The organism is Anaerotruncus sp. 1XD42-93, assembly GCF_009917605.1.
In the GTDB taxonomy this organism is placed as follows: Bacteria; Bacillota; Clostridia; order Oscillospirales; family Ruminococcaceae; genus Anaerotruncus.
In genome coordinates, this window is the sequence record NZ_QZEG01000024.1 from 1 (window position 1) to 21,312 (window position 21,312).

Genomic DNA, 21,312 nt, shown 5'->3' on the forward strand with positions numbered 1-21,312 from the left:
CCGGGGAGGGGCCTGCGGGGAGGGGTCGCTGACCCCTAACCCGCAAGACAGCCCGCAGGGGCGTCGCGGCGTATGCCGCGCTTCGGGCTGAAAGCCCGAGAAGCCCCGAGGAAGGCGCGAGCGCCTATCCGTTTGGTCTGGGGCCAAACGGATGCTGTCTCACTGCCCTTCGACCCCGCCACCTTTGAAAAGGTGGACGAAACTTTTAAACAATGATCGGGTAAAAAAGCGCTCCCAATCTGCCGGGGAGGGGCCTGCGGGGAGGGGTCGCTGACCCCTAACCCGCAAGACAGCCCGCAGGGGCGTGCACAGGCCAACCGGCGCAAAAAAATTGAGTAAAACTTTTTGACAGCAGACAGGGTTTTGGAGCGGAGATAGGCGAAATGTTTGGTTTAAGATACAGAAAGGAGTGACGGGATGGACTATCTGGAAAATGCCCGCAGGATTTTCAAAGAGGACTATTTTGCGACCGAGGCGGCGGGCATCGTGATCGACGAGGTGGAGCCGGGATACGCAAAATGCACCATGCCGCTGGGGAAGATTCACAAAAATGCCGCTGGGAACGTCATGGGCGGGGCGGTGTTCACCCTCGCGGATTTTGCATTTGGGGTTGCGGCCAATACCGAGGAACGCGTTTCCACCGTCTCGCTCACCAGTGAGATCCGGTTTATTGGGTTCTCAAAGGGGAGTGTCCTGACCGCCGAGGCCAGACGTATCCGGGAGGGAAAGAGCGTCGCGTTCTATGATGTGGAGGTTTGTGACGATCTCGGTACAGTGGTTGCAAAGGTCGCAATGACCGGTGCACGGAAGGTTTTTCAGGCATAGGAGGGGCGGAGTGGAGTTTACAGAAGACGATTTGAGGGAGGCCAAGCGGCAGATTGACTCGATACTGCACAAGCTGCGGGAGACAGTCAAAACGCTGGAATCAAAAGAACATGCGGAGAGATATCGGTCACAGGTCACGCTGGCCAGAAGAAGGATCAAAGCATTTGAGATTGCGAACCGTCTAATAGAAGAAAAACGGCAGGCTGTGCCCGACTGAGAGGAGGGTTTGTGTCTGTTGCTGTTCGGGGTGCCGTTTTGGGACAATTCCAAAACGGCACTCTTTTTTTGTAAAAACACTTGACATCTGTTCTAACTGTGCATATAATATAGATACAGTTAGAACACACGGGGGTGGCAGGTTGAATATCATCATTTCCAACACATCGCCGCAGCCACTTTACGAGCAGGTTGAGGAACAGATCAAGCGTGCGATCCTTTCGGGCGAACTGGCGCCGGGGGAGGCGCTGCCTTCGATCCGGTATCTGGCGCGGGAACTGCGGGTGAGCATCATCACCGCCAAGCGCGCCTATGATGATCTGGAACGGGATGGATTCGTCCAGACCACACAGGGGAAAGGGACATTTGTCTCGCTGGCGAATCTCGACCGTTTGCGCGAGGTGGCAATGAGCCAGATTGAGGAAAAACTCGCAGAGGCGGTCGGCGCTGCGAAAGCCATTGGGTTGGGTCTGGAGGAGTTCCAGCAGATCATAGAGGAATTGTACAGGGAGGCGTAACAGATGTATGTCATAGAGATCAGCGGGCTGAAAAAGCGGTTTGAAGAGGGAGGCTTCTGTCTGGACCTGCCGGAGATGCGGGTTCCGGAGGGGTATATCACCGGGTTTATCGGGGAGAACGGTGCGGGCAAAACCACTACCCTGAAACTGATGATGGATATGCTTTACCCGGACGAAGGGACGATCCGGATTCTGGGGCTGGATGCGCATCTGCAAGGGCCACAGGTCCGCGCGCAGATCGGATATGTGGGAAGCACGCCGGGGTATCTCGCCCATGCCACGCTGGAAACCCTCAAGCGGATGCACGCGCCGTTCTATCCAAACTGGGACGAGGCCCTCTATCGGAGGTTCTGTGACCGGTTTTCGCTCGACGGGAAAAAGAAATACAAGGATCTCTCGACCGGAAAACAGAAGCAGTTTTCGATTTGCATAGCGCTTTCCCACCACCCGAAGCTGCTGCTGATGGACGAACCGACCGCGAACCTTGATCCATTGGCGCGGCAGGAGATTTTGGATATCCTCACGGAGGAGCTGCAAAGGGAGGGGGTCAGCGTCTTTTTTTCGACCCACATCACATCCGATCTTGACAAGATTGCCGACTATGTGCAGTTCCTGCACCATGGGCGTCTGCTGATTGCGGGGGAAAAGGACCGTATCTGCGAGGGAAACCGGGTGGTCAAAGGCCCGCTGCATCTGCTGACGCCCGAAACCGAACCGCTGTTTGTGAATCTGCGGCGGTCGGAATTTGGGTTCACCGGCCTGACCGGGTGTCCGGATGAGGTGTTCAGCCTGCTGGGGGACGAGGCGGTCTACGAAAAACCAACAGTCGAGGATATCTTCCTCGGCTATACACAGGCGGAAAGGGGGCACTGAAGATGGAGAATGTCAAGAATCTGGTGCGGATGGAGGGGTATAAGCTCCTCTGCATCCGAAAGGCTTTGCTTGGTTATCTTGCACTGATGGTTTTCAGTGCGTTCGCGATACAAAGCGCAGGATTTTTCTTTTTCATCCTGCTCTATCTGCTCACCTATACCCCCACTGCCTACGACGAACAGAGCAAAGGGGAGTATCATATTGGGATGCTCCCGGTCGAGCGGGTACAGGTGGTGCAGGCGAAATATCTGGTTTCGCTGGCGGAATTGGTTGTACTGCCGCTGCTGATCGGGCTTTCCGGAGGGCTGGTAAACTGCCTGATTGAGATCCCGGAAAACTACCAGATCTCTTTTGGTGTTGTCCTGTCACTCTTTTTCGGCGGCGCGATGTTTGTGGGGGTTGTGATGCCCTGTCTGTTATGGCTCGGCTCAATCAGGGCTCGTTACCTCGTAATGACCATCTATCTTCTCTCGTTTGCAGGGATGGGTGCGATCTCCTACCTCGATAACCAGTGGATGAACCATATCGCGCAGGCCGGCGGCATCTGGCTGATCCCCTCCGGGCTGGCGGTCCTGCTGTTCTCCTACGCGGTTGCAGTGCCGCTCTACCGCCGCAGGCAGTTCACGAGCTGACAAGAGAGGGGGAAAGGTGCATATGGGAGGAATTTGGAGCCTTATCCTGATGGAACGCCACAGATATGTGTGGTGGAACGCCATTTTGAAGATGGCCCTGCTGCTGTCGGCAATGTGGAACCGGAAGGTCGTCGGATGGATTTTCATTGCATTGTTCCTGACCGGGATGGTCAGCCAGATCGGCTGCAGCGGGGAGGGCGGGGACAACCGGTGGCTCCATACCCTGCCAGTCAGCCGGGCGCAGATCGTCGCCGCCCAATACCTTTTGACAGCGGGCAGGCTGATGGAAGTCACACTGTTGCTGGGCCTGGGCAGTTTTCTGGCGCAGAAATACAGCTTTTTCCCAGGGGTGACGCTGGAGTTCGGGAACGTGCCCTACCTGTTTTTCGTCGGCGCAGTCTATGCCAGTGTGCTCCTGCCATTCCTTCTCTACCATGGCCCGGTGCATGGCCGGATACCGTATGCCCTCTGCCAGGTTGGGTTATATGCCACGGTACTTTCCCAGCTGATCTTTGCAGAGGAGCCCGCCCTGCTCGGGAGAGGGTGGATGTTCCCCGCGGGGATGGTACTCCTGTCGGTTTCCGGCGTCATCGCATGGTGGTTTTACATTGAAAAGCAGTTTTATGAGTAAAAGTCTGTTTCGTATCCAAAGTTTTTGTCTGATTTTTTCAGAGGATCGCGGGTTTCAGGGGCAGAGATGCTGGATTCCCGCCGCAGCGGGTAAAATAGGTTGCCAAAAGAAGGAGATCACTTCACCATGGAATTTTTGAAGCATTTTCGGCGTCAGAAGATTGGCGTTCGTCCCCATCAGATCATCTTTGAGAAGGAAAACACCGGAAACGTCTATATCTCCTGGGAGGACAAGAGGAAGCCCCGCATCCAGTTGGATGACGGTATCACCCAGGAGGAGTACCAAGCCTTGGCTTCCCGCTGGGATGAGATGCTGTCCTTGGCGGAGGGGATCATCCTACGGAACTATTTGGACCCAAAAAGCGATGATCTCATGTCTGAGGTAGACTCTTTCCCTGATATCCGATACCTCACAGGGAATTACTATGTAGGGGATGCGTCCTACGGCTATGTGTATCGGGATAAAAAGCATCAGCCCTACCAGGTCAAGGAGGGGAATCTGCGTCATAAGTACCACAACGGAAAAGAGTGGGTAGAGGAATGGCTCCCCATGGACAGTCCGGAAATTATCAGGTATTATCAGATTTTCCTCCACCTTCGCCTCACAGGTGACGAGGGAGGCAGAGAAAAGGATTATATGGGTCTGGATTTGGTGGCGGAATGCGTGAAGCTGGATGATCCCCTGGAATTTGAGATCCTTTCCCATAATGTAATTTAGAACCTGTATTCATAATCAGTCGAAAAAAAGGCGTGCCGTCCGGCACGCCTTTTTCTGGCTCAGATGCTACATGCGGGAGATGCCAAAGCTGTTGGCAAGCCCGTCCAGCTTTTCGTTCCCGGCGCAGTGGGGGCAGTCCTTTGCGGAGTAGGTCTCGTAGTTGGGGATGTCCGAGGTAGAGAACAGATGCGCCACCTTCAGGCCGTTGATCTCATCAACAGTGCTGAACACAGCGGCGATCCCCTGCGCGACCCCGCCATAATATTTGATGCACTGGAGCGCATGTTTGGCGGTCCGTCCGGTTGTGATCGAAGCGATCAGCAGCAGGATGTCCTTACCGCGTACCATCGGTTCGAGGTTGTCGCGGAAGATCAGCTGCCCATTATTGTTGATCTCGGGGGTGATGACATAGATGTTTTTCTGACGGTTATAGTTGAGCATATCGTTTTTGGAAAGTTTTTGCGCAAGAAACCCGCCGATCACCTCGCTGCCATCCATGCAGACAATGGTATCAATCGAATGGACATAGGCGTAGTTATTCGCCAGCGTAATCCCAGCTTCACGCGCCATCATATGTTCGTGCTTCATCTTCGAGATGCCAACATAATAGTTGATGTGGGAATGGCTGGTTGCAAAATGGCCGGGAATCGCATTGATCTCCAGCGCGGAGTTGAGCCTGGATTTGATTCTAATCGCGTTCTCCATGTGAAAACCTCCATCCTGTCGTTATCATTCATCACTTCCTCGGTTTCTGTGCTTACCATTATAGCACTTCCGTCAAAAAAATACAACATTATTTAAAAAAATTATGCTTTTCGCTTATTTTACGGAGATTTTATGAGTGTAGTCCCCACCGCAGGGCTGCACAGCCGGGAGTCCCAGCGCGTAAAGGTCGGAAGCGCGTGCGCAGAGCCGGATCATCTGGGCGGCCGCTTCCCCTTTTTCTTCCAGGCGTACAGCCGAATGGGAGACCGGAAGCTGTGCGGTACGGCCGGATTTCGACAGGATTTCCACCCCGCGCCGGCTGGACGAGAGTATCCGGACATAAGGTGGCGGGAGCTGCATCAGGTTGCCCGGAACGCCGAGGTAGGCGTTCCAGACCAGCCTCCGGATACGTGAAAGGGGGTAGCGCTTGGTTTTGACCAGCGAAAGCAGCCCGTCCAGCGAGACCGCTTGCCGCGCCGCCGTGTAAAGACGGTTTTCCAGACCCTCCGAAAGATCGGGCAGCGAAGCCAGCGTTTCCGGAGCCATCTGCCGGAGCGCTGACAGGACCGCTGTGTCAAGGCTGTGAGGGCGGAATGGGAACAGCCCGTCCGACTCCGCCGACCGGTAGACCTCCATCGCCTCTGGCGGAACAAACCGGGCAATCGCGTCGAGCGGCTCGAGGTCGAGCAGGCTGCGCAGCAGGGATGCGGATGCAAAGCTGCCGTCAGCCTGCCCTGCATCGTGCAGTGCGCCCTTCCGCTGGACTGTGAACGGCTGCATCCGCAGGCCTCGGAGGAAGATCTGCCGGAGGTATTCGACCGCGAGGGTATTGTTCGGTGAGGAGAGCACCTCGGCGACCGCTTCCCCATAGAGGGTTTCCACCGCCCGCTGACGCGCCCGCGCGTAGGTGACCCCTTCGGCGAGCAGATGTTTGGTCAACTCGTCACAGCAGGGGGAGAGAACCGCCTCCGCTGCTCTGGTCAACAGCCCGAGATCCCCTGTTTCGCTCCCAAAAGAGAGCACCCCTACACAGCCCAATCCGTCGAGCACCCCGATCGCGCCGAATGCAAACCGTTCAGCGGTTGCCATCGCATAGGGGAGCGGCAGTTCAACCACCAGGTCTGCGCCGCAGGCGACCGCGGCATTTGCGCGCACCGCTTTTGGAGCGCAGGCAGGCCCGCCCCGCTGGATAAAATCCCCGCTCATCACCGCTACGATATGGGTAGCGCCCGCCGCCCGGGTCGCTTCGATCAGGTAAGCGTGCCCGTTGTGGAACGGGTTGTATTCAGCAACGATGCCTGCAACCACCATCTGTGCCATAAAATCTCCCCCTCCTGCTTCCGATGCAAAAATTTTCTATCTTCCACTTGTTTTTTCTTTCTTAGTGTAATAATATAAAATAAGAGAGACACCTGTCAAGCGGCAGGGAATTCGAAAACAAACGGAGGGTCACAAATGAAAGTATTGGTCATCAATGCCGGAAGTTCGTCGCTCAAGTATCAGCTGATCGACATGGAAAGCGAGCAGGTACTCGCAAAGGGAAACTGTGAGCGGATCGGAATTGGAGGGGTAATCACCCATAAGACCGCTTCCGATGTCAAGATTTCCTATGAAAAGGATTTCCCCACCCATACCGAAGCGTTCAAAGAGCTGGTCAAGCTGCTTTCCGAAGGGGAAAACCGGGTGGTCGAAAATGTCGGCGAGATCACGGCGATCGGCCAGCGGGTTGTCCATGGCGGCGAAAAGTTCAACCAGTCGGTCGTAATTGATGACGAGGTTCTCAAAAGCATTGAGGAGTTTTCCGACCTTGCCCCGCTTCACAACCCGGCGGCAGTCCTTGCGATCAAGGCTGCAAAGAAGGTATTCGGGGAGGTGCCGCAGGTCGCGGTGTTCGATACCTCGTTCCATGCCACCATGCCGCCCAAAGCGTACATCTTTGGCATCCCATACGAGTATTATGAAAAATACCATGTCCGCCGCTATGGATTCCACGGGACAAGCCATCGGTATGTGAGCGGCCGGCTGTTTGACATCTCCGGTCAGGTCAAAAAGGAGAACAGCCGGGTGATCGTCTGCCATCTGGGCAACGGCAGCTCGCTTTCGGCTGTCAAAAACGGGAAGAGCGTTGACACCAGCATGGGTTTCACCCCGCTGGATGGGTTCATCATGGGTACCCGCTCGGGCGGAGTCGATGATTCGATCATCACCTATCTGATGGAAAAAGAGCAGATGAGCGCCCAGCAGATCAACGATATGCTCAACAAGAAATCCGGCCTGCTCGGCATTTCGGGTGTTTCGAGCGATAAACGGGACCTCACTGCGGCGGCTGACGCGGGCAACGAGCGTGCACAGCTGGCGGATGAGATTCTCTGCTATCAGGTCAGCAAGTTTATCGGCAGCTATGCCGCTGCGCTCGGCGGGGTGGATGCGGTTGCATTTACCGGCGGCATCGGGGAGAATGACACCAGTTTGCGCGAGAAGGTCTGTGAGGGGCTGGGCTTCCTCGGGATCGAGATCGACAAACAGCTGAATGATAAGGCGCGCGGCGGTGCGGAGATGAAGGTTTCCTCCGGCAAAACCGAGGTCTGGGTGATTCCGACCAACGAGGAGCTGCTGATCGCCCGCGATACCCGCGATCTGGTTCAATAAAACGCTCCGTTTCGGGAACCGGCATGGCTTGCAGCTATGCCGGTTTTTTGTCTGCCTTTCGGGCAGATGCCGCTTCCAACAGGCCGATGCTCCCTACAACCACGCCTGTAGGGATGAGGACCAGGGAAACGGCATATCGGAACCGGTCGAACAGAAATCCATATAACAGCTGCCCGGCCGGCTGCGCACATAAAGTGATTGCTGCTGTATAGGCCATCACCTTTCCGAGCAGATGGTTTGGCGTCTTTTGCTGGATGCGCGAGACCGCAAAGATCGAGAAAATACTGATTGCTGCCTGCATCCCACAGAATGCGGCGGTATTGATCGCATATTTTGCCATGACAGGGATTGGCAGGACAAAGGCAATCCCAGCAATGAGGATGGAGCCTCCGAGTGCCTCCAGAACCAGGGACAGCTTGCAGTATTTTTGTTTCCCGGTGAGAAGCCCTGCAGCGATGCTTCCGCCGATGGCGGCAACCGCCAGCAGGCTTTCTGTTACGCCATAACAGGCCGCATCCAGCCCAAGGACGGTACGTACAAGGTAAGGCAGGCCGACGATTGTGATCCCCATGACAAAAAATCTGGAAAGGGCGGTCAGAAGCAGCATGTTCAGGATGTCCGGCTGTTCTTTGCGGAGGAACCGGATGCTCTCCGAAAAATCCTGCTTTATGGTGGAAAGGACGCCCGCATGGGACTCCGAATGCGGGGGATCCAGCCGGATCATGCATTCCAAAAAGGCGGTTGCCAAAAAACAGGCTGTGCTTGCATACAGGACCGGCTTGAGTCCGACTGCCGCATACAGGATGCCGCCAAGCGCGGGAGCGACCAGATAGGCGATCGAGGCCACCTGGTTGACAGCGGCATTTCCTCGAACGATATCATCCCCGGTCAGCATCTGTGGGATGCACGCCTGTACCGTAGGGGTTTCAAACGCACCCAGGACAGAGAGAATCACGAGCAGGGCACCGATCACAGCAACCGCGTTGCTCTGGGACAGGAGAAGGGTGGCGCAAAGGACGGCGGTACCAGTTGCGGCATCCAAAACCACCATGATCGTTTTCCGGTTGGCCCGGTCCGCGAGGATGCCGCCAAAAGGGGACAGCAGGATAGTCGGGACCGTAGCGGCGGACAGAATGCCTGCGAATATAGCGGCTGAACCGGTAATTTCCAAAATGTACATGGACAGTGCTAGCTTTAGGATAAAATTCCCAAACAAAGAACTGGCCTGGCCCAGAATCAAAAGTATAAAATTTTTTGCGAATAGGGTTCGTTTCATGTCTGCTCCCCTCCATCCGATGTGATTTTTTTGAGGATGTTTTCTGTTCTGGCGGCAGATGCTTCGTCCAGAAGCGGCAGCCCAAGCGCGGCAAGCACCTTCATGAGAAAACGGTATTTGTGGAGGGTTTGCTCGTTGGTAGCGGGGAACACCGAAGGCATCAGCCAGAAGTTGATGAGCGGCAGAAGTTCGGAAAGCTCCCAGGTGTATTCGGTTCGGATCGAACCATCCATCCGCCCCTCCTCGAGCAGTTCGAACCATAGCGGGGTCAGGATGCGCCGGTTTGCCTCGACCGCTGCCGCCAGAATGCGCGGGTCTTTCAGGATGGATACTGCCTGTGTGTTGATCTCTTCGCGCTCGGTGTCCGACCGGTCAACAGCAAGGAGTTTTTGGATTTTTTGCAGGCCGTTCAGGTTGGGACAATTCCGCACCGCTTCAAAAGGATTGTTTTCCAAAAACATGCGGTCGCCTAATGTATGCATTACCGCTTCCTTGGTAGGGAAGAAGCGGTAGAACATCCCCTTTGCCCCACCCACGGCTTCCATAATGTCCGAGACAGACGTTTCCTCGTAGCCCTTGGAAAGGAACAGCTTTTTTGCAGCGGACAGGATCTCCTCCTTCCACTGTTCAGGTGTTTTTTTGACAGGCCGCGCCATCATATGACCTCCTTCTATCCTATTATTGACCATAAGTCAATAATAGGATAGAACAATTTCAGGGGGATGTCAATACAGGTTTTTCAATATATCTCTTTTTGCAGGATATTTGCTAAAATAAAACCTGACATTGCGACATATTACGACATAATTTCCCACATAATCCATGTTAAAATAAGGATACTCTGCACGATAAAGGGGGATACAACATGAAAAGCAGAAAAAAAACAGTTATTTTGGTCTTTTTGGCCGGAGCAGTTGTGGTATTAGGAATCGCTTGTTTTCTGCTCCTGCAGATGCTGCCCAGCCGCAACAGTCTGGAACTGGAAAATAATGCAACCGTGGGCATTATGCCGGGAATCGACCGGGAGCAACGGCTGAAAGAGCTGCAAAATGAACTGGATAAAGGCTTGATTGCGTTTTCGATCAACACCAGTCCGCTGTTTGACCCGAAAACGCAGGAAGGCAATCTGATGTTGGAAAACCCGAAAAACAACGCAAAACTGCTTGTAGCACAGGTTGTTCTGAATGAAGGGCAAAAAACGCTGTACACCTCAAAGGCGATACAACCGGGTTCTTATCTGGAACGGATCAGGCTGGAGCAGCCTCTTGCCGAGGGGGTCTATGAGGCTACGGTCTACATACAGGCATACGATGAGCAGACACAGGATTTAATCGGTCAGACGGGTGCGGCGGTAACGCTGACCGTACAAAATCAGTGACCGAGGAAAAGGAGGCCTATTCATGAAAAAAGCAGTATCTTTTATTTTGACACTTGCGATGGTATTTGCGTGCAGCCAGACGGTTTTTGCAGATTCACGCGCCTACCGCGACAGCGGCAGCGGCGACATTGTAATTGAAACTTCGGGAGGCAAGGAGATCGAACTGGTGGGACATGTGGAACCGACCATCATCTCGGTTGTCATGCCTTCTTACATTCCATTTGACATCAGCAAGAGCCAGCCGGCAGATAACAAGGTCGTTTCCCCTGAGATTAAGGTGACGAACAATTCCAACGTGCCTGTCGTGATCTACGTGGACAACGCTCGTGTTGATCTGAGCAATCTACAGGGGACCAGCTGGAGCAACAGCGGCGTTGTTGCAGAAAATCAGGTTGCGGTCGGCCTGACCGAAGCAGCGGTGCAGCCGGAGAATCTGGGCGGAGCAAAATGGCTTGCGCAGGGACAGCAGAATACCGAGCTGATCCGACTGGTTTCCCAGCAGGATGGGAAGATGTTCATTGTCGGCGCTATCGGTTCCCAGGTCCCGGAAAACCAGGTGTTTTCGGTAGTTCCCACCCTGGTAGTAAAGCAGGCGTAAGAAAATGGATTTTGTCGCCTGCTTTTATGAGGCCGTATAGCCGCAAGCATCGAAACGAGCACTCGTTTTTGACGAAGTGTAGGAAGCAGCCCACAAGCGCGTTTTGCGTGCCTGGCGGCTATATAAAATTTGAAGCAGAGCTGCTTATGGAGCCGTCTGCGGCGATCCTGCCGCAGGCTTGAAAGGAATTGCTTGGCTTCTTTTCAACTGCTTCGATGATAAGCATTTTGCAGAGATCGTGCAGCAGCCAGCTTAAAACCGGCAGCCTATGGATGGAGGCTGCCGGTTTTAAAGGTTTTTCCGGGAGCGTATCGCCCTCTTTGCTTTCTCCAGGAAATATGGTATACTGTCTTTAACGCTTTTGGCAGGAGGCTTTGCAGGCCCGAAGGAGGTGGTTTCGATGTCGATGTTCCAGCGTCCGGCCCCGCCTACATGGAAAATCCTTCTTTATTGTTTTGGGTCACTTGCGGTTCTGCTGCTGCTTGGCAGGATCGCTGCTATTTTTCAGATCGGTTAGTAGATAAAAACAGCCCGGCATGTTTCTGGTATGCCGGGCTGTTTTTATGAATTAGGAGAAAAAAATGAAAAGCAAGGTGGATGACAGCTCTTATGCGGTCTTGCTCATGCCCGATTTTTTCGACTCGGGCTGAGACTGGAACTGGACTCTGGTTGCACGAGCGCGCTTGCGCATTTTGGCCTGCTTGCCATAGGAGATCATCCCGCTGACAAAGCTCCCGCCCAGCCCGAGGAAGAGGCAGGCGGCAAATTTATATGCGAACTTGTTGGTGAACGCGTAAACAACGACCTCCTGGAGGTAACGGAAGACACCCACCTCGGGGGAAAAGCTGACCAGACCACCTGCAAAGATGGAAAGCAGAACGAAAGATACAACAGCAGTGATGCATCCTACGGTGAAAGCGCTCATGGATTTTTGTTTCTTTTTCATTGCTATTGCCCCTTTCAAAAGTTACAAATTGTAACTATTCTGATAAACAATACAAAATTTCATCAATTTTCGATCTCCATATTTATAATATACCATATTATTTTCAAAAATCAAGAGGTAAACGGAGATTTTATTAAAGAAATTTTCATATTTGTAATCAGATTGTAATTTATTTGTTACCAGTTTGTAACCGAGCGCTGCACCCGCTGTAACCGTTCTGTCACCGATGCCCGGCCCGGATATACCTTCTATATGCAGTTTGGGTATCTGCGAGGCCGGTTATACATGGTTTTTCTTTTTTCAGCCTGGAAGCTGCACGCCCCAGACCTCCGCCCGGGTAGATGCAAAAACGGATTCGACGGAAACCCCGGCGATCGTATCCCCGAGCCGTTCCGCCAGCCCTTCTCCGTTCATCAGTTGGGCAAGCTGCAGCTTTGCGGCCTGCGACGCTCCCACAGCGGCGGACGGTTGTGAAGCCAGCAGGCTGTGCGCAATCTGTTTTTTCTTCCACAGCTCCATAAAATAGATGTGCCGGCTGAGGCGCAGCTCCCAGAAATCCGGTTCTTCGTCGTCCGGGCCGCTTCCGGAGCAGGTGATCCGCGGATGGCTGAACGCCTGCACGTTTGCGATGCTGCCGTCCTCTCCGATGGCGATGCACCGGGAAGAACGGGCGGTGATGCCCGGCATGATGGCTTCATTGCGCAGAATATCGAAAGTGAACCACGCGTCGATCCGGGACAGAATCTCTTTGGCATATTCCGGCTCCCGCTCCATCCGCTCCTGCACCGCCGGATGGATGACTACCGCTGTTTTCCCTGCGGGGATCGAACCGAGTTTGCGGATTGCGCTGGACTCCTCGTAGGCAGGGTTGGGGCCGCTGGGCCTCCAGTTTTCCAATGCCTCGGTATCCAGATCCTCCTGATAGAGAAGGTAGTGGGGGTAATCGTTCCGGCTCCGCCAGTAGCTGCTTCCGGCGTCGAACACATGGTAAACCAGTCCGGGATATTTCGCCCGGAGCATACTTTCCAGAGACACCGGTTGTGTCTGGGCGGCCTCTTCTGCCGCCGAAAGGCCGGTTACGCCGGCCGCCTGCTGTGCCACTGCGTCAAGGAAATTGCCCGTCTGACCCACTGCCGGCCGGCTCTGCGCGGATTCCCTATGCATCCGCGCAGCTGCATCAAGATGGGAGGCTGTGTCGATCACCCTGTCTATTCTGTTCATAGGCCGCTCCTTTTCAAAGGGTTCGGAATCTTTGCGCAGGGGGGTTCGTACAACGGACCTCCCTGTAAAAGATACGAAGATGGATTCCTGTTTATTTCCACATCAAATATTCAAAAAACTGTCCCAGACCGCCTGCGCCAAGGGAACCGGAAGAACCGAGTGAACCCAGGGAGCCGAACGATCCGAACGAACCAAACATCCCCATTGCCCCGAGCAGGCCGAGCATATCGGAGGACGGCTGACCATTTGTCTGGTGGTTTCCCTGTTGCCCGTTTTTCTGCTCCAGAAGGGTGCGCAGCGAGACCTGCTGCTGGCCGGCCGGACGGGTCTGACCGCGTGTTTTCCAGAAACTGTCCTGCGAACTGACTTGAAAAATCCGCTCTGCGCTTCCATCCAGGCCGTTTGGATACCAGCTGCTGGCGCGGCGCTCCTCCCGTATGGCGCCATAGCGGAGGGTACTGAAGCTGCCGCCGCAGGATGCCGCCCATTGGTCGGGCTGTGCCCAGCTGGTTTTGATGTCATTGAGGACCCATGCCTCATAGGACGGGTCGTTTTTCAGCGCCTGGAAGCCCGCATCGGTAATCGTAATCGACCGGGATTCCTGCGAACGGGTGGGGTGGATCGGGATTTGTGAAATCTGCTTATAGAGATATTGTTTATATTCTTCCAGCGTCATGTCCTTGCCGGGGCTGGAAACATCCTCCGGCTTGGATGTACCAGGCACCTCCAGGCCGTTGTTTTTCATAATCATCTCGCGGAACCCGCCGGGCCGCGGGGCTGGCAGCTGTGTCCCTTGGCTGTTCAGGGCATTGGTGTAAATCTGCGCCAGATAGTTGGTATCAATCATTTTGGAACACTCCTTTCCTGCAATAAAACGGTCGCGCAAAACTCGTTGTTTCTGGTTTTGATCTCGATTTCCCCCATATATTTTTCCACCTCCCGCCGGACATTGGAAAGCCCGATTCCGTGGAACATGCCCCCTTTGGTGGAATGTGGAAGCCGTGAATCCCGGTCGATTTCCAGTTCCCCTTCAAAGGGGTTTTTGACCTCGATCAGGAAAAACTTTTTCTGCTGCTTTCCCAGCAGCCGGATGTAGCGGGCGTCCTCCGGGAGCTTTTCGCAGCCCTCCAGTGCGTTTTGCAGCAGATTGTTGAGGATAATGCCGATGTCGTAGGGGTCGTACCGCTCCGACTGCGGATACCGGAAATCCACCTGGAAGGAAATCCCCAGCTTCACCGCCTGCCGCTGACGGTCGCTCAGAATGACGTCGGTGATGGGGTTGCCGGTTTTCACCGTCAGGTCAAACACCTTCATGCTCTCGTCCATCCGCCCGATATATTGCTCAATCTCCCCGTAGCTGCCGCTCTGCGCAAGCCCGCGGATGTTGGCCAGATGGCCCCGCATCTCATGTTTCATCCGCCGGATGCCGGTATAAAACCCTTCCACCTCCTCCATCCGTTCCTGCATGGCACGAATCTGCTGCTTTTCAAGAAAATAGGTATTTTTTTCCTCCTGAAGCCGCGCCATCTCCTGATAGGAAAAGATGGAAACCAGCGTCCCCGCATAGAACATCCCCGCAACCAGAGGGACCAACCCGATGAACAGGGGATGCTGTTCGTAAAGCTGGAAGATAACTCCATCCTTGACGCCGATCAGCATGGTGAACAGGATGCTGCCCACCAGAATCCCGGTCACCGGGATCAGGAGAAGGCAGAAGGTTTCCCACACCCCTAGGTGCAGCTCCTTTCTGTGCAGGACACCCGCCGCAAGGAAGAGGACAGCGAGAAACAGGGCAAACTGCACCAGCATAAGCAGCAGAAAATGGATTGTCAGGCGCAGAAAGATCTGTTCAGCGTCGTTCATTTCGGACAGGCGCTGGCTCCAGAGGAAGTTCAGGCTTTCCATGGCCAGCGCGCAGAGGTTGCGGGCGCTGAAAAAAACGGCCGACAGGAGCAGGATGGTTTGCCGGCTGAGGCGCAGAGGGGCTGACAGAAGCGACATCGCCAGTGCGATGAATGCCATGCTCGACCAGTTTGGCAGGTCGGCCACCAGCCCGGTCAGATAGGGGGCGAGGTAGATACAGAAAACCGCAGCGGTTCTCTGCCGGAGAGTATGCCTCGACCTTGCCGCCAGAAACGGATGGAAGAAAGCCGCGAAACTTCCGGCATAGAGCAGGAGAAGAACCACCAGTATGCCATGTTGAACCCATCGGAAGGTTGTCTCATTCATCGTCCAGCCTCTGTTTGACAAAGTGCAGATACGCCTTGATAAACGCCCCATATTTGTATCTTGAGATCAGCAGCCTTTCCCCGTTCACCAGCGTCAGCTCGGTTTTGTTGTAGGCGTCCACATAGGTGAAATTGACCAGATAGCCCTTGTGGATGCGGAAAAAACGTCCCTGCAGCTGTTCCTCCAGCGTCCCGATCTTCGCATAGTACGCGCACTTTTCGTCCTTCATGTGGAGCACGACCTTGTGGTTGCTGCTCTCGATGTAGTAGATGTCGTCCAGCGGGATCGCCCGGCTGGTATTCGCGTACTGGATTACGAGGGGATTGGCCTTCCGCATACGTTCGTCCCGGGACAGGATGTGTTCAGCCGCCCGTCCAAAGACCTCCGCGAACCGCTGCTCATCAACCGGCTTGAGCAGGTATTGGAATGCATTCACGTCGAATGCGTCAAAGACGTATTGCTCATGCCCGGTGACAAAGACAATGAGCGGCTGGGGTTCTATCGGGAGGCCCCGGATCTGCTTTGCCAGCGAGATGCCGTCCATATCGCAGCCGGACGCCTCCATCCCGATGTCCAGGAAGAGCAGGTCAAAAACATCCGCTTCCGCCAGGCAGTCAGAAGCGGAACTGTATTCCAGGACCCTGCACCGCCGTCCCTGCTTCCGGATCAGGGCGGCGAGGTATTCCCGGACCGGTTTTTCATCGTCACAGACCGCCACCCGAATCATTTGAGACATCCTGTCAGACGGTCCGGTCCAGCCCGCCGCCGGCGGAGATGCCCGCAAAAATCCGGTCCAGCAGGTCGGTTGGGATCGGCTGCCCGGCGGACCAGCCGGGGATGCTTGCCTTGATCGCGCTGGTCACCTTCCCCGAAATCTCCAGATGCAGCTGGTTGAACGTCCAGCAGGCAGACAGCCGGTCCTCGACCGGCAGGGTTTTATAGTATTCGTTCAATGTTCGGTAGTAGGCGTCCCATTCCGCTTCGTTATCCCCCGACATCCCATTGTATTTATAATAGCTGTTTTTGACATCTTCAAAGACGTGCTGCTTCATCTCGTCCGACACATCGATGATCTTCCTCCAGCCAGACCTGCCGGTAACGCACATCCCCTCCACGCCATAAGAATTTTTGAACTTCCCGGAACGCAGGTCTTCCAGTGTGTTGACGCCCTGCGGCGCGCTCCGGCGCCCCGTTGTAAAGCCGCTGAAAGGCCCCATCCGGTTGAACCAGCCCATGTTCCCGATGATCCGCATACAGCTCCCCCTTTCAAGCTCTGTTTCTGCCCCTATCCTTAATCCTCGTTCGCCCTGCACATTTCCCAAGGACGGCTGCGCAACTGGCTGGTTTTCTGTCGCAAATGGATAGAAGCCTGAATGGGAGGCAGCCTGCTTTTAAGAGGTTAAAAATCGCAGCGAAAGGGAAAACAGGACGGTTTCCCGCTCCCTTTTATTTTGTATAGGGGACAAACCGGTCGATCGCCTGTGCGACACCGCAGTCGTCGTTGGATGCGGTCACATGGTCCGCGAGTTCCCGGATTTCCGGCAGGGCATTTTTCGGGGCGACCGCCAGTCCGGCAAACCGGAGCATCTCGAGGTCGTTTCCGTTGTCCCCAACCGCCATGACCTCCTCGGGGCGGATACCAAGCCGTCCGCACAGATGGGAGAGCCCGTCCCCCTTGTTGGCGGACGCGGCATTGACCTCCGCGTTCCCCGCGACCGAAGAGGTGACCGCCAGCCCGCCGATCGAGCCGAGCAGCGCCCAGACCTCTTCGATTTGGTGCGGCGGGATAAACGGCAGATTGATCTTTTCCACGCAGGCATCCGGCTGGGCGGCGAGCGCGGACAGGCTCTCCACCTGTTCCCGGCTTGAACGGATCATCGCCCTGCGCCCCTCGGAAACCGGAATCCGCGAGAGGATCGCGTCCCCCTGGCGGTCAACGTAGGAGCAGCCGCAGCAATAAAGCTCGGTGTAGAGTCCAAACGGCGCGATCTCCCGCAGCACCCGCAGAGCGAGATCCTGCGGTACCGGATTGGAATAGAGGGTTTCCCCGGTCACAAGGTCGCAAACCGCGGCGCCGTTTGAGGTCACCGCGTAGCGCAGCCCGGGGATCTCACGCAGCTGCTGGGGAATCCGTCCGCGAATCCGCCCGGTGGCGATCACCACCTGCACCCCCTGCGACGCGGCCCGCGCAATCGCAATCCGGTTCGGCTCGGGCAGGGTGAGGTGGTCGCTGCAAAGGGTGGTACCGTCCAGGTCCAGTGCGATCAGTCTGACTTGCATTTCAAAAACTCCTGTCGATTGATGTTGAAACCGCATATCGTAAAACCGCTGAAAAATGCGGGTCTGCCGCAGGCTCGAACAGAATCGTTCCGCCTCTGTTTCAGATGCTTCGATTATACAACAATCGCGCGGATCACGCAACGCCCTTTCCCGGAACCGGCGCTGCCTTTTTGGGTCGGGGATTTCCCTGGCAACCTCCTTTGCGGTGCGTGCCCGCCTGGGGATATGGTCGCGGCCCTATCCCCCGCAAACAAAGCTGTCCGCCCCTGTCCACGCCGAAAAATGGTGTGTACCGATTCTTTTGCATAAATTTACCCATCCATTATCAAAAAAATTGTGGCAGAATGCCCATCCAAACGGCAAACAAAAATTGACTGTTCCGCCGAATCCTGTTACAATAGGATTATATGGCAACCCGGCTTCTGTTGTAGGGATTGCCCAAAGGAGGGGACGGATGCAGAACACGGTCTGGCTGGCGTGCACCGACCGCAGGGACCTGTCCGCTGCGGCGCGGGAGCTGCTCGCCCATGCGCTGGTGCTTGCTACACCGCCGGCATTGGTTTATGGCGCGCATGGAAAGCCCGAACTGGAACAGGGCGGGCTGCGGATCAGCCTTTCGCACACCAGGGGCGCGGTCGCCTGTGCGGTGTCGGCGTTCCCGGTCGGGGTGGATGTGGAGCCGCTCGGCCGGAAGGTCCGGGACTGGAAGCGGCTTGCAGAGCGGTATTATACGCCGGAGGAGCGGTCCTGCATCGACAGCCCGGAACAGTTCCTCGAGGTCTGGACCCGCAAGGAGGCGTACCTCAAACGGGATGGGCGTGGGCTTTCTCTGCCGCTCAGGCAGATCAACACCCTTTCCATCCCGGGGATTTCTACCCGGATCGTGAACGGGTTTGTCGTCTCCTTGTGCGGGGAACCGGCGGAGTTTTCGCTGGTGGCCTGCCGTTTGGAGCAGTTCAAAAAACAAGATGGGGAAAACGAAACCACCCAAAGGGGGCTATGCTATGTTGGAAGAACTGGACCTGCACTTGAAGATGGAAAAAGAGGAGTGGAACGCTTGTAAGGAGATGCTCTGGCGGCGGCTGAGTGTGTTACAGCAGCGGGCACGTGAACTGAAAATCCCGACCATCATCCTGTTTGAGGGCTGGGGGGCGTCCGGAAAGGGCTTGATGATCTCCCGTCTGATTCAGAATCTGGACCCGCGCGGCTTTTCGGTGCACAACATTGTCGGGCCGACCGCGGAGGACCTGCGTTATCCGTGGATGTACCGGTTCTGGAAGCGGCTGCCGCTCTATGGGGAGATCGCGATTTTTGACCGGAGCTGGTATTATGGGGTTACGGCCGAGCGGGAGAGCGGGGGGCTGTCCGGGAAAGAGATCGAGCGCCGGTTTGATGAGATTGTAGATTTTGAGCGGCAGATGGTTGATGACGGCGCAGTCCTGCTCAAATTTTTCCTGCATGTTTCCCGGAAGGAGCAGCGCAGGCGGCTCAAGGGGTTGGAGTCCAAAAAGGCGACCCGCTGGCGGGTGACCCAGGAGGACTGGCGCCGGAACAGGCACTATGAGGAAGAGGCGGAGCTGTTCGAGGAGATGCTTGAGAGAACCAGCAAATTGGACCTGCCATGGACGCTGGTGGAGGCGGAGGATAAACGGTATGCGGTGCACAAGGTGCTGACTGCGGTGATCTCCGCCCTGGAGGGCGCGATTGCCCGCCGGGAGAGCGACAACATGCCCGAATTCGCGGGGGTACGCATCTCGAAGGAGCTGGCGTCCCGCCCGTTGCCGCCCCTCTCGGAGGTGAGCCTCGCCCGCCGCACTCTCTCGATCGAAGAATATAAACAAGAGCTGAAACGCTGCCAGAAACAGCTGTTCGAGCTGCAAAACCGGCTTTATCAGAAGCGCATCCCGCTCATCCTCGCGTTCGAAGGCTGGGATGCCGCGGGCAAGGGCGGCACGATCAAGCGGGTGACGCAGGCGCTCGACCCGCGCGGTTATGAGGTGATCCCGATCTGTGCACCCTCGCCGGTCGAGAAAAACCATCAGCACCTCTGGCGGTTCTGGAACGCCCTCCCACGGGATGGACATACAGCCATCTTTGACCGCACCTGGTATGGCCGGGTCCTGGTCGAGCATATCGAGGGGTTCTGTACCATGGAGCAATGGGGCCGCGCTTATGACGAGATCAACCGGTTTGAGCGGCGTCTGGCCGACTGGGGGGCAATCGTCCTGAAGTTCTGGCTCCAGATTGACCAGGAGGAGCAGCTCCGGCGGTTTATCGAGCGCCAGCGGATTCCCGAGAAACAGTATAAGATCACCGACGAGGACTGGCGCAACCGGGACAAGTGGGACCAATACGAGGAAGCGGTCAACGAGATGCTCGCCCGCACCAACACCGGCTATGCGCCCTGGACGGTCGTTGAATCGAACGATAAGCGGTATGGGAGGATCAAGACGATGAAAACGATCATCCATGCGGCGGAGGAGCGGCTGAAATGACCGCACAGAAGCCCGGCACCCAACGGACTGTGGGGGGCATTACCTATGAGCTGACCCGCAAACGGGTAAAAAACCTGAACCTGCGGGTAGGGGAAGGGGGCTCGGTGCGCGTTTCAGCGCCCGCCCGCACCCCGCTGCGGGAGATCGACCGGTTTGTGGCGTCGCACGAGGCATGGATTGAGCAGGCACAGGAACGGGTACGCATCCGGGAGGAAGCCGCGGGTCAGGTGCAGGACAGCTATACCGACGAGGAATGCCAGCGGGTGTTCGGAGAGGTGAGTGACCGCATCTATCCGCTGTTTGCGGCATACCTGCCCGCCCAGCCCGCTCTCCGGGTGCGGTGGATGAAAAGCCGGTGGGGGGTCTGCCATGTGGCGAAAAACTACATCACCCTGAACAAACAACTGATGGGGAAACCCCGCGCAGCGCTCGAATATGTGGTGCTGCATGAATATGTACACTTTCTGCATCCGAACCATCAGGCGGGATTTCATGCGGAGATGGCGCGCCTGATGCCCGATTATCTGGCCCGCCGCGCGCTTTTGAAGTGATAGATTGGAAAGATTCTCCGGAGGTTGGTCCGCCCGGAGGATACCGCCTCATGTCGCGCACGCTGCGGCAGCAGCCAAAGGCCCGGGCCCACGGTGCAGCTCTCCTGGTGCGGCGCGGCAGAAGGCGAGTTTCATCAGAATTGACAAAATTATCACAAAAATTTGGATGGAGAATTTCCGGATGCAGAATTGAAAAAAGATGAACTTTATAGTATGCTATAGTCAAAATAGTTAAAAGCAGAACCATACGACTGGAGCGGTTTGGGTTTTTTCCCGGGCGGCTCCTGAAAGCCGGAATCCGGCGGGAAGGGGATTTGTGTTTGTATGAATATTTCTGTGTGTATTGGAAGCTCATGCCACCTCAAAGGTTCCTACGATATTATCAATGTCTTTAAACGGATGATCGCACAGAACCAGCTTGCGGAACAGGTCAACCTCAGTGCATCGTTCTGCCTGGGGAAATGCCAGCAGGGGGTCGCGGTCCGGATCGACGATGAGATCGTGACCGGTGTGAACCCGGAAAATGCCGAAGAAATTTTCAGGGAAAAAGTGATGAAGGAGCTGCAGTGAGG

25 protein-coding genes are annotated in these 21,312 nt (G+C 55.7%); 14 read left to right on the forward strand and 11 right to left on the reverse strand.

Annotated elements, in window-relative coordinates:
* The first annotated feature begins 417 nt into the window (after nucleotides 1–417).
* The 7 genes from D5269_RS10005 (at nucleotide 418) to D5269_RS10035 (ending at nucleotide 4,412) form a co-directional block, all read left to right on the forward strand.
* The gene (locus D5269_RS10005; protein WP_016315637.1) at nucleotides 418–825 is read left to right on the forward strand and encodes a PaaI family thioesterase; all 408 of its coding nucleotides are present in this window, start codon (nucleotides 418–420) and stop codon (nucleotides 823–825) included.
* 10 nt (nucleotides 826–835) lie between these two features.
* Complete coding sequence (locus tag D5269_RS10010; protein ID WP_120485247.1) at nucleotides 836–1,042, forward strand: hypothetical protein; 207 nt, start codon at nucleotides 836–838, stop codon at nucleotides 1,040–1,042.
* Nucleotides 1,043–1,184: 142 nt separating this feature from the next.
* Complete coding sequence (locus D5269_RS10015; protein WP_016315639.1) at nucleotides 1,185–1,559, forward strand: GntR family transcriptional regulator; 375 nt, start codon at nucleotides 1,185–1,187, stop codon at nucleotides 1,557–1,559.
* 3 nt (nucleotides 1,560–1,562) lie between these two features.
* Nucleotides 1,563–2,432, forward strand: a complete 870-nt coding sequence (locus tag D5269_RS10020; RefSeq protein ID WP_120485248.1) for an ABC transporter ATP-binding protein — start codon at nucleotides 1,563–1,565, stop codon at nucleotides 2,430–2,432.
* Between the two features lie 2 nt (nucleotides 2,433–2,434).
* Nucleotides 2,435–3,064 carry an ABC-2 transporter permease gene (locus D5269_RS10025; protein ID WP_120485249.1) on the forward strand — a complete coding sequence of 210 codons (630 nt, stop codon included), beginning with the start codon at nucleotides 2,435–2,437 and terminating at the stop codon, nucleotides 3,062–3,064.
* A gap of 22 nt (nucleotides 3,065–3,086) precedes the next feature.
* Entirely contained in the window at nucleotides 3,087–3,695 is a 609-nt protein-coding gene (locus D5269_RS10030; protein ID WP_120485250.1) for an ABC-2 transporter permease, read from the forward strand.
* A 126-nt stretch (nucleotides 3,696–3,821) separates the two neighbouring features.
* Entirely contained in the window at nucleotides 3,822–4,412 is a 591-nt protein-coding gene (locus D5269_RS10035) for a hypothetical protein (protein WP_016315643.1), read from the forward strand.
* Between the two features lie 66 nt (nucleotides 4,413–4,478).
* Here D5269_RS10035 and D5269_RS10040 read toward each other — a convergent pair whose 3' ends face one another.
* Both D5269_RS10040 and D5269_RS10045 read right to left on the reverse strand, forming a co-directional pair.
* The gene (locus D5269_RS10040; protein ID WP_016315644.1) at nucleotides 4,479–5,117 is read right to left on the reverse strand and encodes a phosphoribosyltransferase; all 639 of its coding nucleotides are present in this window, start codon (nucleotides 5,115–5,117) and stop codon (nucleotides 4,479–4,481) included.
* Nucleotides 5,118–5,231: 114 nt separating this feature from the next.
* The gene (locus tag D5269_RS10045; protein ID WP_120485251.1) at nucleotides 5,232–6,437 is read right to left on the reverse strand and encodes a nucleotidyltransferase family protein; all 1,206 of its coding nucleotides are present in this window, start codon (nucleotides 6,435–6,437) and stop codon (nucleotides 5,232–5,234) included.
* Between the two features lie 135 nt (nucleotides 6,438–6,572).
* On the opposite strand from D5269_RS10045, the gene D5269_RS10050 reads away from it, so the two are divergent.
* Entirely contained in the window at nucleotides 6,573–7,766 is a 1,194-nt protein-coding gene (locus D5269_RS10050; RefSeq protein WP_120485252.1) for an acetate kinase, read from the forward strand.
* Nucleotides 7,767–7,800: 34 nt separating this feature from the next.
* On the opposite strand, the gene D5269_RS10055 is transcribed toward D5269_RS10050, so the two are convergent.
* Together D5269_RS10055 and D5269_RS10060 are read right to left on the reverse strand one after the other, a co-directional pair.
* Nucleotides 7,801–9,042, reverse strand: a complete 1,242-nt coding sequence (locus D5269_RS10055; protein ID WP_120485253.1) for an MFS transporter — start codon at nucleotides 9,040–9,042, stop codon at nucleotides 7,801–7,803.
* Nucleotides 9,039–9,701: a TetR/AcrR family transcriptional regulator gene (locus D5269_RS10060; RefSeq protein WP_243126768.1), complete on the reverse strand. Its 663-nt coding sequence runs from the start codon at nucleotides 9,699–9,701 to the stop codon at nucleotides 9,039–9,041. The genes D5269_RS10055 and D5269_RS10060 overlap by 4 nt, the downstream gene beginning before the upstream one ends.
* A 206-nt stretch (nucleotides 9,702–9,907) precedes the next feature.
* On the opposite strand from D5269_RS10060, the gene D5269_RS10065 reads away from it, so the two are divergent.
* Both D5269_RS10065 and D5269_RS10070 read left to right on the forward strand, forming a co-directional pair.
* A complete protein-coding gene (locus D5269_RS10065) occupies nucleotides 9,908–10,420 on the forward strand; it encodes a hypothetical protein (RefSeq protein WP_016315649.1) in 513 nt (170 codons plus the stop codon).
* Between the two features lie 22 nt (nucleotides 10,421–10,442).
* Nucleotides 10,443–11,018, forward strand: a complete 576-nt coding sequence (locus D5269_RS10070; RefSeq protein ID WP_016315650.1) for a hypothetical protein — start codon at nucleotides 10,443–10,445, stop codon at nucleotides 11,016–11,018.
* A gap of 607 nt (nucleotides 11,019–11,625) precedes the next feature.
* Here D5269_RS10070 and D5269_RS10075 read toward each other — a convergent pair.
* From D5269_RS10075 to D5269_RS10105, 7 genes are all read right to left on the reverse strand, one after another.
* Nucleotides 11,626–11,964, reverse strand: a complete 339-nt coding sequence (locus tag D5269_RS10075) for a hypothetical protein (RefSeq protein WP_016315651.1) — start codon at nucleotides 11,962–11,964, stop codon at nucleotides 11,626–11,628.
* A 300-nt stretch (nucleotides 11,965–12,264) separates the two neighbouring features.
* On the reverse strand, nucleotides 12,265–13,185 hold the full coding sequence (locus D5269_RS10080) for a hypothetical protein (RefSeq protein WP_120485255.1): 921 nt from the start codon (nucleotides 13,183–13,185) through the stop codon (nucleotides 12,265–12,267).
* A gap of 91 nt (nucleotides 13,186–13,276) precedes the next feature.
* Nucleotides 13,277–14,032: a hypothetical protein gene (locus D5269_RS10085; RefSeq protein ID WP_016315653.1), complete on the reverse strand. Its 756-nt coding sequence runs from the start codon at nucleotides 14,030–14,032 to the stop codon at nucleotides 13,277–13,279.
* Nucleotides 14,029–15,414, reverse strand: a complete 1,386-nt coding sequence (locus D5269_RS10090; protein ID WP_158604932.1) for a sensor histidine kinase — start codon at nucleotides 15,412–15,414, stop codon at nucleotides 14,029–14,031. Before D5269_RS10090 ends, D5269_RS10085 begins: the two co-directional genes overlap by 4 nt.
* On the reverse strand, nucleotides 15,407–16,141 hold the full coding sequence (locus D5269_RS10095) for a LytTR family DNA-binding domain-containing protein (RefSeq protein ID WP_016315655.1): 735 nt from the start codon (nucleotides 16,139–16,141) through the stop codon (nucleotides 15,407–15,409). Before D5269_RS10095 ends, D5269_RS10090 begins: the two co-directional genes overlap by 8 nt.
* A 13-nt stretch (nucleotides 16,142–16,154) precedes the next feature.
* Nucleotides 16,155–16,667, reverse strand: coding sequence for a DUF3879 family protein (locus tag D5269_RS10100; RefSeq protein ID WP_016315656.1), 513 nt, complete (start codon nucleotides 16,665–16,667; stop codon nucleotides 16,155–16,157).
* Between the two features lie 193 nt (nucleotides 16,668–16,860).
* Complete coding sequence (locus tag D5269_RS10105; RefSeq protein WP_158604933.1) at nucleotides 16,861–17,694, reverse strand: Cof-type HAD-IIB family hydrolase; 834 nt, start codon at nucleotides 17,692–17,694, stop codon at nucleotides 16,861–16,863.
* A gap of 454 nt (nucleotides 17,695–18,148) precedes the next feature.
* On the opposite strand from D5269_RS10105, the gene D5269_RS10110 reads away from it, so the two are divergent.
* The 4 genes from D5269_RS10110 to D5269_RS10125 all read left to right on the forward strand — a co-directional run bounded on the left by D5269_RS10110 (nucleotide 18,149) and on the right by D5269_RS10125 (nucleotide 21,310).
* Complete coding sequence (locus tag D5269_RS10110; RefSeq protein WP_158604934.1) at nucleotides 18,149–18,757, forward strand: 4'-phosphopantetheinyl transferase superfamily protein; 609 nt, start codon at nucleotides 18,149–18,151, stop codon at nucleotides 18,755–18,757.
* Nucleotides 18,699–20,189, forward strand: coding sequence for a polyphosphate:AMP phosphotransferase (gene pap / locus D5269_RS10115; protein WP_120485259.1), 1,491 nt, complete (start codon nucleotides 18,699–18,701; stop codon nucleotides 20,187–20,189). The genes D5269_RS10110 and pap overlap by 59 nt, the downstream gene beginning before the upstream one ends.
* On the forward strand, nucleotides 20,186–20,740 hold the full coding sequence (locus tag D5269_RS10120) for a SprT-like domain-containing protein (protein WP_120485260.1): 555 nt from the start codon (nucleotides 20,186–20,188) through the stop codon (nucleotides 20,738–20,740). Before pap ends, D5269_RS10120 begins: the two co-directional genes overlap by 4 nt.
* Nucleotides 20,741–21,064: 324 nt before the next feature.
* Entirely contained in the window at nucleotides 21,065–21,310 is a 246-nt protein-coding gene (locus tag D5269_RS10125) for a (2Fe-2S) ferredoxin domain-containing protein (protein WP_016315661.1), read from the forward strand.
* Nucleotides 21,311–21,312 lie beyond the last annotated feature (2 nt).

What these genes read in the sequence shown, in the direction of transcription:
- D5269_RS10125 (WP_016315661.1), top strand. Translation starts at nt 21,065, where the DNA reads ATGAATATTTCTGTGTGTATTGGAAGCTCATGCCACCTCAAAGGTTCC.
- D5269_RS10040 (WP_016315644.1), bottom strand. Translation starts at nt 5,117, where the DNA reads ATGGAGAACGCGATTAGAATCAAATCCAGGCTCAACTCCGCGCTGGAG.
- D5269_RS10055 (WP_120485253.1), bottom strand. Translation starts at nt 9,042, where the DNA reads ATGAAACGAACCCTATTCGCAAAAAATTTTATACTTTTGATTCTGGGC.
- D5269_RS10095 (WP_016315655.1), bottom strand. Translation starts at nt 16,141, where the DNA reads ATGATTCGGGTGGCGGTCTGTGACGATGAAAAACCGGTCCGGGAATAC.
- D5269_RS10110 (WP_158604934.1), top strand. Translation starts at nt 18,149, where the DNA reads ATGCAGAACACGGTCTGGCTGGCGTGCACCGACCGCAGGGACCTGTCC.
- D5269_RS10030 (WP_120485250.1), top strand. Translation starts at nt 3,087, where the DNA reads ATGGGAGGAATTTGGAGCCTTATCCTGATGGAACGCCACAGATATGTG.
- D5269_RS10090 (WP_158604932.1), bottom strand. Translation starts at nt 15,414, where the DNA reads ATGAATGAGACAACCTTCCGATGGGTTCAACATGGCATACTGGTGGTT.
- D5269_RS10065 (WP_016315649.1), top strand. Translation starts at nt 9,908, where the DNA reads ATGAAAAGCAGAAAAAAAACAGTTATTTTGGTCTTTTTGGCCGGAGCA.
- D5269_RS10060 (WP_243126768.1), bottom strand. Translation starts at nt 9,701, where the DNA reads ATGATGGCGCGGCCTGTCAAAAAAACACCTGAACAGTGGAAGGAGGAG.
- D5269_RS10085 (WP_016315653.1), bottom strand. Translation starts at nt 14,032, where the DNA reads ATGATTGATACCAACTATCTGGCGCAGATTTACACCAATGCCCTGAAC.
- D5269_RS10120 (WP_120485260.1), top strand. Translation starts at nt 20,186, where the DNA reads ATGACCGCACAGAAGCCCGGCACCCAACGGACTGTGGGGGGCATTACC.
- pap (WP_120485259.1), top strand. Translation starts at nt 18,699, where the DNA reads ATGTTGGAAGAACTGGACCTGCACTTGAAGATGGAAAAAGAGGAGTGG.
- D5269_RS10080 (WP_120485255.1), bottom strand. Translation starts at nt 13,185, where the DNA reads ATGAACAGAATAGACAGGGTGATCGACACAGCCTCCCATCTTGATGCA.
- D5269_RS10045 (WP_120485251.1), bottom strand. Translation starts at nt 6,437, where the DNA reads ATGGCACAGATGGTGGTTGCAGGCATCGTTGCTGAATACAACCCGTTC.
- D5269_RS10035 (WP_016315643.1), top strand. Translation starts at nt 3,822, where the DNA reads ATGGAATTTTTGAAGCATTTTCGGCGTCAGAAGATTGGCGTTCGTCCC.
- D5269_RS10025 (WP_120485249.1), top strand. Translation starts at nt 2,435, where the DNA reads ATGGAGAATGTCAAGAATCTGGTGCGGATGGAGGGGTATAAGCTCCTC.
- D5269_RS10070 (WP_016315650.1), top strand. Translation starts at nt 10,443, where the DNA reads ATGAAAAAAGCAGTATCTTTTATTTTGACACTTGCGATGGTATTTGCG.
- D5269_RS10100 (WP_016315656.1), bottom strand. Translation starts at nt 16,667, where the DNA reads ATGCGGATCATCGGGAACATGGGCTGGTTCAACCGGATGGGGCCTTTC.
- D5269_RS10075 (WP_016315651.1), bottom strand. Translation starts at nt 11,964, where the DNA reads ATGAAAAAGAAACAAAAATCCATGAGCGCTTTCACCGTAGGATGCATC.
- D5269_RS10050 (WP_120485252.1), top strand. Translation starts at nt 6,573, where the DNA reads ATGAAAGTATTGGTCATCAATGCCGGAAGTTCGTCGCTCAAGTATCAG.
- D5269_RS10105 (WP_158604933.1), bottom strand. Translation starts at nt 17,694, where the DNA reads ATGCAAGTCAGACTGATCGCACTGGACCTGGACGGTACCACCCTTTGC.
- D5269_RS10020 (WP_120485248.1), top strand. Translation starts at nt 1,563, where the DNA reads ATGTATGTCATAGAGATCAGCGGGCTGAAAAAGCGGTTTGAAGAGGGA.
- D5269_RS10005 (WP_016315637.1), top strand. Translation starts at nt 418, where the DNA reads ATGGACTATCTGGAAAATGCCCGCAGGATTTTCAAAGAGGACTATTTT.